The organism is Streptomyces minutiscleroticus, from assembly GCF_014650875.1.
Lineage (GTDB): Bacteria > Actinomycetota > Actinomycetes > Streptomycetales > Streptomycetaceae > Streptomyces > Streptomyces minutiscleroticus.
On sequence record NZ_BMVU01000001.1, the window covers coordinates 630,885 to 642,951 of the forward strand.

Sequence of the window (12,067 nt, forward strand, 5' to 3'; positions counted from 1 at the left end):
CGGAGACCGGCCGGCGTCCGCCCCGGCCCGGACGCCGGCCCGGGCACCGCCCCGGCCGTGTCCGGGACGCGCCCGGGCCGCCCCGGTGAGTTTCCGCACAGCGGCCCGGCGGTGCCGGGCGCCGCCGGACACGCGCCCGGCGGCGCCCGCCGCCCCCGGGGCCCGCGCGTGCGGTCCGCTCCCGGTCCTGCCGGCCGCCGCCCCTCCCGCCCGGACGGCCGTATCAGCGATTGATACGGCCGTCCGGCGCCGTCCGCGGGTCTGAGAGAATTGGGACCGTGATCTCCCGAATCGATCTGCGCGGCGACGCCCTCCCCGAGGGCTCCGCCCTGCGCGCTCTGCTGCCCCGAGCCGACTTCGACGTAGCGGCCGCCCTGGAGAAGGTGCGTCCGATCTGCGAGGACGTGCATCATCGCGGGGACGAGGCGCTGATCGAGTACGCGGAGCGGTTCGACGGCGTCCGCCTCGACGAGGTGCGGGTGCCCGCCGAGGCGCTCACCCGGGCCCTGGAGGAGCTGGACCCGGCCGTGCGCGCGGCCCTGGAGGAGTCCATCCGCCGCGCCCGCCTGGTCCACCGCGCCCAGCGCCGCGAGGCGCACACCACGCAGGTCGTGCCCGGCGGCACGGTCAAGGAGAAGTGGGTCCCGGTCGAGCGCGTCGGCCTGTACGCGCCGGGCGGCCGCTCCGTCTACCCCTCCTCCGTGATCATGAACGCGGTGCCCGCGCAGGAGGCCGGCGTCGCGTCGGTCGCGCTGGCCTCGCCCGCCCAGGCGGAGTTCGGCGGTCTGCCGCACCCGACGATCCTGGCCGCCTGCGCGCTGCTCGGCGTCGACGAGGTGTACGCGGCGGGCGGCGCCACGGCCGTCGCGATGTTCGCGTACGGCACCGAGTCCTGCGCCCCGGCCGACATGGTCACCGGTCCCGGCAACATCTGGGTCGCCGCCGCCAAGCGCTACTTCACCGGGAAGATCGGCATCGACACCGAGGCGGGACCGACCGAGATCGCGATCCTCGCCGACGACACCGCCGACCCGGTGCACGTCGCCTCCGACCTGATCAGCCAGGCCGAGCACGACCCGCTGGCCGCCGCCGTCCTCGTCACCGACTCGGCCGAGCTGGCCGACGCCGTGGCGAAGGAGCTGGTCCCGCAGGTCGGGGCCAGCAAGCACGTGACCGACCGGATCGCACCGGCGCTCGCCGGCAAGCAGTCCGCGATCGTGCTGGTCGACGGCGTCGAGGAGGGCCTGCGCGTCGTCGACGCGTACGGCGCCGAGCACCTGGAGATCCAGACCCGCGACGCCGCGGCCGTCGCCGACCGCGTGAGGAACGCGGGCGCGGTCTTCGTCGGCCCCTGGGCGCCCGTCTCGCTCGGCGACTACGCCGCGGGCTCCAACCACGTGCTGCCCACCGGCGGCTGCGCCTGCCACTCCTCGGGCCTGAGCGTGCAGTCCTTCCTGCGCGGCATCCACGTCGTGGACTACACGCGCGACGCCCTGGCCGAGGTCGCCCACCACGTGGTGACCCTCGCCGAGGCCGAGGACCTGCCCGCACACGGGGCCGCGATCAAGGCCCGCTTCGGATGGAAGGTGCCGGAAGGCAAGTGACCGACGTACGCATCGACGACCTCCCCGTCCGCGAGGAACTGCGCGGCAAGTCCCCGTACGGCGCGCCCCAGCTCGACGTCCCCGTGCGGCTGAACACCAACGAGAACCCCTACCCGCTGCCCGAGCCGCTGGTGGAGCGGATCGCGGAGCGGGTGCGCGAGGCCGCGCGGAACCTCAACCGCTACCCCGACCGGGACGCGGTCGAGCTGCGCACCGAGCTGGCCCGCTACCTGACCAGGACCGGCGGGTACGCGGTCGGTACGGAGAACGTCTGGGCGGCCAACGGCTCCAACGAGGTCATCCAGCAGCTGCTGCAGACCTTCGGCGGCCCCGGCCGCACCGCGATCGGCTTCGAGCCCTCGTACTCGATGCACGGCCTGATCGCGCGCGGCACCGGCACCGGCTGGATCTCCGGCCCCCGGAACGAGGACTTCACGATCGACCTCGCGGCGGCCGAGAGGGCCATCGCCGAGCACCGGCCGGACGTCGTCTTCGTCACCACGCCCAACAACCCCACCGGCAACAGCGTCCCGCCCGGGACGGTCCTCGCCCTGTACGAGGCCGCGCAGGCGGCGAAGCCGTCCATGGTGGTCGTGGACGAGGCCTACGTGGAGTTCAGCCACGGCGCCTCGCTGCTGCCGCTCCTGGAGGGCCGCCCGCACCTGGTCGTCTCCCGGACCATGTCCAAGGCGTTCGGCGCGGCCGGGCTGCGCCTGGGCTACCTCGCCGCGCACCCCGCGGTCGTGGACGCCGTCCAGCTCGTCCGCCTGCCCTACCACCTGTCGGCCGTCACCCAGGCCACCGCCCTGGCCGCCCTGGAGCACACCGACACGCTGCTGAAGTACGTCGAGCAGCTGAAGGCCGAGCGCGACCGGCTGGTCGCCGAGCTGCGCGGACTCGGCTACGACGTCGTGGAGTCGGACGCGAACTTCGTCCAGTTCGGACGGTTCGACGACGCCCACGAGGTCTGGCGGAAGATCCTCGACCGGGGCGTCCTGGTCCGGGACAACGGGGTTCCGGGGTGGCTGCGCGTCTGCGCCGGCACGCCCGAAGAGAACGACGCGTTCCTCGATGCGGTACGCGAACTGAAGAAGGAGCAGCACGCATGAGCCGCACAGGCCGGGTCGAACGGACCACCAAGGAGACCTCCGTCCTCGTCGAGATCGACCTCGACGGCACGGGGAAGGTCGACGTGTCGACCGGGGTCGGCTTCTTCGACCACATGCTCGACCAGCTCGGCCGCCACGGTCTGTTCGACCTCACCGTGAAGACCGAGGGCGACCTGCACATCGACTCGCACCACACCATCGAGGACACCGCCCTCGCGCTGGGCGCCGCCTTCAAGCAGGCCCTCGGCGACAAGGTCGGCATCTACCGCTTCGGCAACTGCACGGTCCCGCTGGACGAGTCCCTCGCCCAGGTCACCGTCGACCTCTCCGGCCGCCCGTACCTCGTGCACACCGAGCCCGAGAACATGGCGCCGATGATCGGCGAGTACGACACGACGATGACCCGGCACATCCTGGAGTCGCTCGTGGCGCAGGCGCAGATCGCGCTGCACGTGCACGTGCCCTACGGGCGCAACGCCCACCACATCGTGGAGTGCCAGTTCAAGGCCCTCGCCCGCGCGCTGCGCTACGCCAGTGAGCGCGACCCGCGCGCGGCCGGCATCCTGCCCTCCACGAAGGGCGCGCTGTAGAGCCATGAACGGCCTGTCCACCGTCCTGATCGTCGTCGGTCTCTTCCTGATCGGCGGGATCATCTCCTTCGTCAAGCAGCAGATGCCCAAGAGCCTGATCGTGCTGCTGTCCATCGGCGCCGCGATGTGCCTCGCGGCGGGAATCCTCCGGCTGGAGGTGTGGAATTGAGTTCCCCCAAGAAGGTCGTCGTCTTCGACTACGGCTTCGGCAACGTCCGCTCCGCCGAGCGCGCCCTGGCGCGCGCGGGGGCCGACGTCGAGATCACACGTGACTTCGACCGCGCCATGAACGCCGACGGGCTCCTCGTGCCAGGCGTCGGCGCCTTCGCCGCCTGCATGACCGGGCTCAAGGAGGCCCGCGGCGACTGGATCGTCGGCCGCCGGCTGGCCGGGGGCCGCCCGGTCATGGGCATCTGCGTCGGCATGCAGATCCTGTTCTCCCGCGGCATCGAGCACGGCGTGGAGGCCGAGGGCCTCGACGAGTGGCCCGGCACGGTCGGTCCGCTCCAGGCCGACGTCGTCCCGCACATGGGCTGGAACACGGTCGAGGCTCCGGCCGGTTCGCAGCTGTTCGCGGACCTCGACGAGGACGCACGCTTCTACTTCGTGCACTCCTACGCCGTGCACGACTGGTCCCTGGAGACCGCGAACCCGGCGATGAAGGCCCCCCTGGTGACCTGGTCCACGCACGGCAAGCCCTTCGTGGCGGCCGTGGAGAACGGCGCCCTGTGGGCCACGCAGTTCCACCCCGAGAAGTCCGGCGACGCCGGAGCGCAGCTGCTGAACAACTGGATCGGAACCCTCTGATGGCCGTCAAGCTCGAACTCCTCCCCGCCGTCGACGTGCGCGACGGCCAGGCCGTCCGCCTGGTGCACGGCGAGTCCGGCACGGAGACCTCCTACGGCTCGCCGCTGGAGGCGGCCCTCGCCTGGCAGCGGGCGGGCGCCGAGTGGCTGCACCTGGTCGACCTGGACGCCGCGTTCGGCACGGGCGACAACCGCGCGCTGATCGCCGAGGTCACCCAGGCGATGGACATCAAGGTGGAGCTGTCCGGCGGCATCCGCGACGACGACACGCTCGCCGCCGCCCTCGCCACCGGCTGCACCCGCGTCAACCTCGGCACCGCCGCCCTGGAGACCCCCGAGTGGGTCGCCAAGGTCATCGCCGAGCACGGCGACAGGATCGCGGTCGGCCTCGACGTGCGCGGCACCACGCTGCGCGGCCGCGGCTGGACCCGCGACGGCGGCGACCTGTACGAGACGCTGGAGCGCCTGAACAAGGAGGGCTGCGCCCGCTACGTGGTCACCGACATCGCCAAGGACGGCACGCTCCAGGGCCCCAACCTGGAGCTGCTGAGGAACGTCTGCGCGGCGACCGACCGCCCCGTGGTCGCCTCCGGCGGCGTCTCGTCCCTGGACGACCTGCGCGCGATCGCGGAGCTCGTCCCGCTGGGCGTGGAGGGCTCCATCGTCGGCAAGGCCCTGTACGCGAAGGCGTTCACCCTCGAAGAGGCCCTGGCGGCCGTGGAGTGACGAAGGAAGCGGTGACATGACGTCCGACGCCGTGCGGCGGGTGCGCAGCGGGAGCTCCTGGGAGGAGGCCTTCGGCTTCGCGCGCGCCGTCGCGGCGGGCGACCGTGTCCTGGTGGCCGGCACGACGGCCTTCAAGGACGAGGTGCTCCACGGGGAGGGCGACCCCTACGAGCAGGCCAGGGTGGCTTTCGGGCAGGCCCTGGAGGCGATCGCGGAGTTCGGGCTCGACGCCCGGTCCGTGGTCCTGACCCGGATGTACCTGACCCACGCGCACGACGTGGAGGAGGTGGGCCGCGCCCACCGGGAACTCTTCGGTGCGGCGCCGCCGGCCGCGACCCTTCTGGTCGTGGACGGCTTCGTGGACCCGCGCATCCTGGTCGAAGTGGAACTGGAAGCATTCAGAGGAGCCGAGAACCCATGACCCTGGCGGTCCGAGTCATCCCCTGCCTGGACGTCGACAACGGCCGGGTCGTCAAGGGAGTCAACTTCCAGAACCTGCGCGACGCGGGCGACCCCGTCGAGATGGCCAAGGTGTACGACGCCGAGGGCGCCGACGAGCTGACGTTCCTGGACATCACCGCGTCCTCCGGCAACCGCGAGACCACCTACGACGTGGTCCGCCGCACCGCCGAGCAGGTCTTCATCCCGCTCACCGTCGGCGGCGGCGTGCGCACCGCCGAGGACGTGGACAGGCTGCTGCGGGCCGGCGCGGACAAGGTCGGCGTGAACACCGCCGCCATCGCCCGCCCCGACCTCATCCGCGAGATCGCCGAGCGCTTCGGCCGCCAGGTGCTGGTCCTCTCGGTGGACGCCCGCCGCACGGAGACCGGCTCCTTCGAGGTCACCACCCACGGCGGCCGCAAGGGCACCGGCATCGACGCCGTGGAGTGGGCGCACCGCGCGGCCGAGCTGGGCGCGGGGGAGATCCTGCTGAACTCCATGGACGCCGACGGCACCAAGGACGGCTACGACATCGAGATGATCCGGGCCGTCCGCAAGCACGTGAGCGTCCCCGTCATCGCCTCCGGCGGCGCGGGCGCCCTGGAGCACTTCCCGCCGGCCGTCGACGCGGGCGCCGACGCGGTCCTGGCCGCCTCGGTCTTCCACTTCGGCGACCTGCGCATCGGCGAGGTCAAGGCCACACTGCGCACGGCGGGCCACCCGGTCCGCTGACGCCCGGCGCGGCCCGTGCCGCACGCCGCCGCGGCGGCCCCGGGCCCCCGGCTGCCCGTGCCGCCCGGCGGACACCTGCCGCCTCGTCGGGCCGGCGGACTCCGGACCCGGCCGTCCCGGCGGGGCGGCGCGCTCCGGGGCCCGTCGGCTCAGCCGGCCGGGGCCTCCGCCTCCATCAGCTGGATCAGGTTGCCCACCGTGTCGTCGAGGATCGCGGCGAGGACGGGGCCCTGCCGTCCGGGCGGCTGGGGGAAGCCGACCTCCAGGGCGCGCAGGCGGTCGTACTCGGCGCGCAGGTCGTCCACCGAGAAGACGACGGCCGGGATGCCCGCCTCGTACAGCGCCCTGCGGTACGGCTCGGCGATCGGCCCCCCGCCCGGCTCCAGCAGCAGCTCCACGTCCTGCCGGCCGCCCGCCGCGCCCACCGTGACGAACGGTGCGCCGCCGCCCACGTCCACGTTCGTCCGCGTCTCGAAGCCGAGCACGTCCGTGTAGAAGGCGTGGGCCCGCGGCACGTCGTCGACGTACACACCGGTCATGGCGACTCTGATCATCGACGTGCTCCCGGGCGGTTCAGATCCCCAGCTGCTTGGTCTCCTGCAGCCTCGCGATCGCTTCCTTGTCGCCGTCCACCTCGACGTCGGCGGCGTTCTGCCGACCGTAGGCGAAGAGCAGCAGCTCGGAGGGCTCACCCGTCACGGTCACCACAGGCGTACCCCGGTGGGCGACGACCGTACGGCCGTCCGGGCGCCGCAGCACCAGGCCGACCGGCGCCTTGCGGCCCACCAGCCTGGCCGTGCGCTCCAGGTTCGACCACAGGGTGTCCTGGAAGACGGGGTCCAGCTCGCGCCGCGAGAAGTCGGGGCGGGCCCGGCGCACGTCCTCCGTGTGGACGTAGAACTCCACCGTGTTGGCCGCCTCGTCGATCTGCTTGAGCGAGAAGGGCGAGACACGGGGCGGGCCGGTCCTGATGAGCCGGACCAGCTCCTCGTAGGGCTTCGCGGCGAAGTCCGCGCGCACCCGCTCCGCCCGCGCGGCCAGCGGCTTGATGACGGCGCCCGCCGCGGCGTCCGGGCGGCGCTCCCGCACGACCACGTGGGCGGCGAGATCACGGGTCTTCCAGCCCTCGCACAGAGTGGGGGCGTCCGGTCCCTCGGCCTCCAACAGGTCGGCGAGGAGGAGTCGTTCGCGCTTGGCATGGGTCGACATGTCCGCCAGCCTACGGCCGGGCGGGACGTCCGCCCACCCGTAGTCCGGCCGCCCTCGGACCGCTTTCCGCCCCGGGCGCCCCGCCTCTCGGTCCGTGGACGCGGGCGGGGCCCGCCGCTCCGGCGCGGCACAATGGGCGGATGACCAGCACGCCCCCGCCCAGCAGCCTCGACCCCGCCATCGCCGCGCGCCTCAAGCGCAGCCCCGACGGGCTCGTCCCCGCCATCGCCCAGCAGTACGACACCGGAGAGGTGCTGATGCTGGGCTGGATGGACGACGAGGCGCTGCACCGCACGCTGACCACGGGCCGCTGCACCTACTGGTCGCGCAGCCGCCGCGAGTACTGGGTGAAGGGCGACACCTCCGGGCACGTCCAGCTCGTGAAGTCGGTGGCCCTGGACTGCGACGCCGACACCGTGCTCGTCAAGGTCGACCAGGTGGGCGCCGCCTGCCACACGGGCGCCCGCACCTGCTTCGACGAGGACGTCCTGCCCGTACGGGAGGGGTCCCGCTCCGACGTCCCGACCGCCGGTCAGTAGGGTCGGCGGCCATGGATCTCGAGACGTTCCGCAAGCTGGCCGCCGACCGGCGCGTCATCCCCGTCAGCCGCAAGCTCCTCGCCGACGGGGACACGCCCGTCGCCCTCTACCGCAAGCTGGCCGCCGAGCGCCCCGGCACCTTCCTGCTGGAATCCGCCGATGGGGGTGCCACCCACGCGTTCAGCAGTGGGGGAGGCCGCACCTGGTCCCGCTACTCCTTCGTGGGCGTGCGCAGCGCCGCCACCCTCACCGAGCGCGACGGACAGGCCCACTGGCTGGGCACCCCGCCCGTCGGCGTCCCCGTGGAGGGCGACCCGCTCGCGGCCCTGCGCGCCACCGTCGAGGCGCTGCACACCCCGCGCGACCTCGCCGCCGGGCTGCCCCCGTTCACCGGCGGCATGGTCGGCTACCTCGGCTACGACATCGTGCGCCGCCTGGAGAAGATCGGTCCCGGCGAGCGGGACGACCTGAAGCTGCCCGAGCTGACCATGCTGCTGACCAGCGACCTCGCGGTCCTGGACCACTGGGACGGCTCGGTCCTGCTGATCGCCAACGCCATCAACCACAACGACCTCGACACCGGGGTCGACGAGGCGTACGCGGACGCCGTCGCCCGCCTCGACGCCATGGAGGCCGACCTCTCCCGGCCGGTCTCCCAGCCCCCGGCGGCCCTGCCGCCCTCGGAGCTGCCCGAGTACACCGCGCTGTGGGGCGGCGCGCAGTTCCAGGAGGCCGTGGAGGACGTCAAGGAGCGCATCAGGGCGGGCGAGGCCTTCCAGGTCGTGCCCTCCCAGCGCTTCGAGACGCCGTGCACCGCGAGCGCGCTCGACGTCTACCGGGTGCTGCGGGCCACGAACCCCTCCCCGTACATGTACCTCTTGCGCCTCGACGGCTTCGACGTCGTCGGCTCCTCCCCGGAGGCACTGGTCAAGGTCGAGGACGGGCACGCGATGCTGCACCCCATCGCCGGCACCCGGCCGCGCGGCGCCACCCCGCAGGAGGACCAGGCGCTCGCCGAGGAGCTGCTCGCCGACCCCAAGGAGCGCGCCGAGCACCTGATGCTCGTCGACCTCGGCCGCAACGACCTGGGCCGGGTCTGCGAGCCCGGCTCCGTCGAGGTCGTGGACTTCATGTCCATCGAGCGGTACTCGCACGTCATGCACATCGTGTCGACGGTGACGGGCAAGGTGGCCGAAAACCGTACGGCCTTCGACGTGCTCACCGCCTGCTTCCCCGCGGGCACCCTGTCCGGCGCGCCCAAGCCGCGCGCGATGCAGATCATCGACGAGCTGGAGCCCAGCAGGCGCGGCCTGTACGGCGGCTGCGTCGGCTACCTCGACTTCGCGGGCGACTCCGACACCGCCATCGCCATCCGCACCGCCCTGCTGCGCGACGGCACGGCGTACGTGCAGGCCGGGGCGGGCGTCGTCGCCGACTCCGACCCGGTCGCCGAGGACGCCGAGTGCCGCAACAAGGCGGCGGCCGTGCTCCGCGCGGTGCACACCGCCAACAGGCTGGGACGTTAGGCGACTTCCGGCCGCGGGACGGCGCGTCCCGCGGCCCGGACGCCGCCCGCGCGGACCGCGCCCGGCCGCCGAATGGGGCGCTTCTCACGTGAACCCCGGGTACGTGTCCGCCGGGGTTCGGGTGATAGTGGAGTACGTGACTGCTGTACCTCACCCCCGTTCCCAGGCCGCCGTGGACGTACGGTCCGCCCGGCGCAGCCTCGGCCTCGCCCTGCTGTTCGGCGCCCTCGGCGCGGCCGTGGCGCTGCTCTCCTCGCGCCAGGGCTGGTCGCAGGGGACCGCCACGGTCGCCGGCGGCGCCTTCCCGCTGAGCGCCAAGGGCAGCGACGTCACCGGCGTCCCCGCGGCCCTCGCCATAGTGGGCCTCGCCGCCCTCGTCGCCGTCTTCGCGGTGCGCCGCTCCGGCCGCCTGCTGGTCGCCGCCCTCCTCGCGCTGTCCGGCGCCGGCACCGTGGCCGCGGCCCTGCTCGGCGCCGACGACAGCTCCGCCCTCGACGCGAAGGCCGCCGCGGCCTCCGGGGACACCGCGGCGACGGTCGACACCATGAGCCACACCGGCTGGCCGTACGTCGCCGCCGCCGGCGGTCTGCTCCTGCTGCTCGCCGGCCTGCTCGCGCTGCGCTACGGGCGGCTGTGGCCGGTCATGTCCGGCCGGTACGAGCGCTCCGGCGCGCCCCGGCCGCGCCGCGCGAGGCCCGTCGTGGACCCCGACCGCCCCGAGGACCTGTGGAAGGCCCTGGACCGCGGCGAGGACCCCACCCGTCCGTAGCCCCGTGCACGGGTCCCGGGCGGCGCGCCCGGAGCGACCCCGGGTCACGCGCGGCGCGCGGGTGCGGGACAATGGTCACCGAGCGTCGGACTCGCACAACGCCACAGCAACGAGGAGCTACGTCATGTCGGGCAGCAGCCACGGACACACCCCGGCCGCCTGGACCGGTGTCATCATCGCCTTCATCGGTTTCTGCGCCGCGGGGGCCTTCATGGTGATGGCCAACCCGGTCGGCTTCTGGGCCAGCATGGCGGTCGTCCTTCTCGGCGGCGTCGTCGGCGCCATCATGCGCGCGATGGGCATGGGGCAGCCGAAGGAGACCCACCCGACCCACAAGGTCGCCGCGGACGCCTGACCCCAGGCCCTCCGCAGCACGGGAGACGGGACCCGGCCGTACGGCCCGGGCCCGCCTCCCGCCGCACGTATGGAGCAAGGCCCCCGCGACGGCGGCACCACCCGCCCTCCCGCACGCGGGAGCCGGGGCCCGCTCCCCTCGTGCACGGCGGCCGGGACCCGCTCCCCTCGCGTGCGGCGGCCGGGACCACCCGGCAGAATGCGGCGGGTGAACGCCGACACGCCTCCGGTGACGCCGTCCCCCGCACCCCCGGCCGCCGCCACCGGCCCCGTCCCGCGCCGGCTCGCCGTGCCCGCCGCCGTCCTCGCGGCCGTCGCCGGGGCCTTCGCCTACGTCGGCGCCGTCGACCCGAACGAGCCCGGCCACTACCCCGTCTGCCCGCTCCTGCGCAGCACGGGCCTGTACTGCCCCGGCTGCGGCGGGCTGCGCAGCGCGCACGCGTTCGTGCACGGGGACCTGGTGACCGCGCTGCACGCCAACGCCGCCGCCGTCCTCGGCTTCCTCGCCTTCGCGGTCCTGTGGACCGTCTGGGTGGTCCGCGTGCTGGGGAAGCGGCCCGTCCGCCTCGATCCGGGACCGGTCGTGCCGGCCGTCTCCGGCCTGTTGCTGCTGGTCTTCACGGTTGTCCGGAACCTGCCCTTCGGCGGTTGGCTCCATCCTTGACGGATCGGCGAAGGCCCAGGTGGGGGCATCGGCGTCAACCGGATGCGAAGGCTGCGCCCCGCTGCGGATACCATCGCAATGACCGCCGTACCACCCTCGGGGGCGACCCGGACCGAGGTTTCCCACCGCTGCAGACGTCCACTGTCAGGAAGGGGGCCGCTCGCGTGAGTGTGCTCGACGAGATCATCGACGGAGTCCGTGCCGACCTCGCGGAGCGGCAGGCGCGCGTCAGCCTCGACGAGCTCAAGGAGCGCGCCGCGCAGGCTGCCCCCGCCAAGGACGGCGCCGCCGCGCTGCGCGGCGACGGCGTCAAGGTGATCTGCGAGGTCAAGCGCTCCAGCCCGTCCAAGGGCGCGCTCGCCGCGATCGCCGACCCGGCGGGACTCGCCGCCGACTACGAGGCGGGCGGCGCGGCCGTCATCTCCGTCCTCACGGAGCAGCGCCGCTTCGGCGGCTCGCTGGCCGACCTGGAGGCCGTGCGCGCCCGGGTCGACATCCCGGTGCTGCGCAAGGACTTCATCGTCACCTCGTACCAGCTGTGGGAGGCCCGCGCGTACGGCGCCGACCTCGCCCTGCTGATCGTCGCCGCCCTGGAGCAGCCCGCCCTGGAGTCCCTGATCGAGCGCGCCGAGTCCATCGGTCTGACGCCGCTGGTCGAGGTGCACGACGAGGAGGAGGTCGAGCGGGCGGTCGCCGCCGGCGCCCGGGTGGTCGGCGTCAACGCGCGCAACCTCAAGACCCTCAAGGTCGACCGCGACACCTTCGAGCGGGTCGCCCCCGAGATCCCGGACGGCCTCGTCAAGGTCGCCGAGTCCGGCGTCCGCGGCCCGCACGACCTGATCGCGTACGCCAACGCGGGCGCCGACGCGGTCCTGGTCGGCGAGTCCCTCGTCACCGGCCGCGACCCCAGGACGGCCGTCGCCGACCTGGTGGCGGCGGGCGAGCACCCCGCGCTGCGGCACGGACGGAGCTGAGCCCCGGCCGTGCGTCCCGCCCCG

General features: G+C 73.8%; 16 protein-coding genes. 14 read left to right on the forward strand and 2 right to left on the reverse strand.

The features are described 5' to 3' along the window. Positions 1 to 278 precede the first annotated feature (278 nt). The 8 genes from hisD to hisF are packed head-to-tail and all read left to right on the forward strand — an operon-like array spanning position 279 to position 6,008. The gene (hisD, locus tag IE271_RS02525) at positions 279 to 1,604 is read left to right on the forward strand and encodes a histidinol dehydrogenase (protein WP_190188427.1); all 1,326 of its coding nucleotides are present in this window, start codon (positions 279 to 281) and stop codon (positions 1,602 to 1,604) included. After that, positions 1,601 to 2,713 carry a histidinol-phosphate transaminase gene (locus tag IE271_RS02530; RefSeq protein ID WP_190188428.1) on the forward strand — a complete coding sequence of 371 codons (1,113 nt, stop codon included), beginning with the start codon at positions 1,601 to 1,603 and terminating at the stop codon, positions 2,711 to 2,713. The genes hisD and IE271_RS02530 overlap by 4 nt, the downstream gene beginning before the upstream one ends. Beyond that, the gene (gene hisB / locus IE271_RS02535; protein WP_190188429.1) at positions 2,710 to 3,303 is read left to right on the forward strand and encodes an imidazoleglycerol-phosphate dehydratase HisB; all 594 of its coding nucleotides are present in this window, start codon (positions 2,710 to 2,712) and stop codon (positions 3,301 to 3,303) included. The genes IE271_RS02530 and hisB overlap by 4 nt, the downstream gene beginning before the upstream one ends. A gap of 4 nt (positions 3,304 to 3,307) precedes the next feature. After that, positions 3,308 to 3,472 carry a CG2302 family histidine operon protein gene (locus IE271_RS02540; protein WP_190188430.1) on the forward strand — a complete coding sequence of 55 codons (165 nt, stop codon included), beginning with the start codon at positions 3,308 to 3,310 and terminating at the stop codon, positions 3,470 to 3,472. After that, positions 3,463 to 4,110 carry an imidazole glycerol phosphate synthase subunit HisH gene (hisH, locus tag IE271_RS02545; protein ID WP_190188431.1) on the forward strand — a complete coding sequence of 216 codons (648 nt, stop codon included), beginning with the start codon at positions 3,463 to 3,465 and terminating at the stop codon, positions 4,108 to 4,110. The genes IE271_RS02540 and hisH overlap by 10 nt, the downstream gene beginning before the upstream one ends. Continuing rightward, on the forward strand, positions 4,110 to 4,835 hold the full coding sequence (gene priA, locus IE271_RS02550) for a bifunctional 1-(5-phosphoribosyl)-5-((5-phosphoribosylamino)methylideneamino)imidazole-4-carboxamide isomerase/phosphoribosylanthranilate isomerase PriA (protein WP_190188432.1): 726 nt from the start codon (positions 4,110 to 4,112) through the stop codon (positions 4,833 to 4,835). The genes hisH and priA overlap by 1 nt, the downstream gene beginning before the upstream one ends. A 16-nt stretch (positions 4,836 to 4,851) precedes the next feature. Then, positions 4,852 to 5,256 carry a RidA family protein gene (locus IE271_RS02555; protein WP_190188433.1) on the forward strand — a complete coding sequence of 135 codons (405 nt, stop codon included), beginning with the start codon at positions 4,852 to 4,854 and terminating at the stop codon, positions 5,254 to 5,256. Then, positions 5,253 to 6,008 (forward strand): imidazole glycerol phosphate synthase subunit HisF, encoded by a 756-nt coding sequence (gene hisF, locus IE271_RS02560; protein ID WP_190188434.1) that lies wholly within the window; start codon positions 5,253 to 5,255, stop codon positions 6,006 to 6,008. The genes IE271_RS02555 and hisF overlap by 4 nt, the downstream gene beginning before the upstream one ends. Before the next feature lie 149 nt (positions 6,009 to 6,157). On the opposite strand, the gene IE271_RS02565 is transcribed toward hisF, so the two are convergent. Both IE271_RS02565 and IE271_RS02570 read right to left on the reverse strand, forming a co-directional pair. Then, on the reverse strand, positions 6,158 to 6,562 hold the full coding sequence (locus IE271_RS02565; protein ID WP_190188435.1) for a VOC family protein: 405 nt from the start codon (positions 6,560 to 6,562) through the stop codon (positions 6,158 to 6,160). Positions 6,563 to 6,581: 19 nt separating this feature from the next. Beyond that, positions 6,582 to 7,217 (reverse strand): TIGR03085 family metal-binding protein, encoded by a 636-nt coding sequence (locus IE271_RS02570; protein WP_190188436.1) that lies wholly within the window; start codon positions 7,215 to 7,217, stop codon positions 6,582 to 6,584. A gap of 140 nt (positions 7,218 to 7,357) precedes the next feature. Between IE271_RS02570 and hisI the strand changes: the two genes are divergently transcribed. The 6 genes from hisI (at position 7,358) to trpC (ending at position 12,043) form a co-directional block, all read left to right on the forward strand. Continuing rightward, a complete protein-coding gene (gene hisI, locus IE271_RS02575; protein WP_190188437.1) occupies positions 7,358 to 7,756 on the forward strand; it encodes a phosphoribosyl-AMP cyclohydrolase in 399 nt (132 codons plus the stop codon). Between the two features lie 11 nt (positions 7,757 to 7,767). Beyond that, positions 7,768 to 9,282, forward strand: a complete 1,515-nt coding sequence (locus IE271_RS02580) for an anthranilate synthase component I (protein WP_190188438.1) — start codon at positions 7,768 to 7,770, stop codon at positions 9,280 to 9,282. Between the two features lie 127 nt (positions 9,283 to 9,409). Beyond that, positions 9,410 to 10,051 carry a TIGR02234 family membrane protein gene (locus IE271_RS02585; RefSeq protein WP_190188439.1) on the forward strand — a complete coding sequence of 214 codons (642 nt, stop codon included), beginning with the start codon at positions 9,410 to 9,412 and terminating at the stop codon, positions 10,049 to 10,051. A 124-nt stretch (positions 10,052 to 10,175) separates the two neighbouring features. After that, positions 10,176 to 10,406 (forward strand): HGxxPAAW family protein, encoded by a 231-nt coding sequence (locus IE271_RS02590; protein WP_190188440.1) that lies wholly within the window; start codon positions 10,176 to 10,178, stop codon positions 10,404 to 10,406. Between the two features lie 198 nt (positions 10,407 to 10,604). Beyond that, entirely contained in the window at positions 10,605 to 11,069 is a 465-nt protein-coding gene (locus IE271_RS02595; protein WP_190188441.1) for a DUF2752 domain-containing protein, read from the forward strand. Between the two features lie 164 nt (positions 11,070 to 11,233). After that, positions 11,234 to 12,043, forward strand: coding sequence for an indole-3-glycerol phosphate synthase TrpC (gene trpC, locus IE271_RS02600; protein WP_190188442.1), 810 nt, complete (start codon positions 11,234 to 11,236; stop codon positions 12,041 to 12,043). Positions 12,044 to 12,067 lie beyond the last annotated feature (24 nt).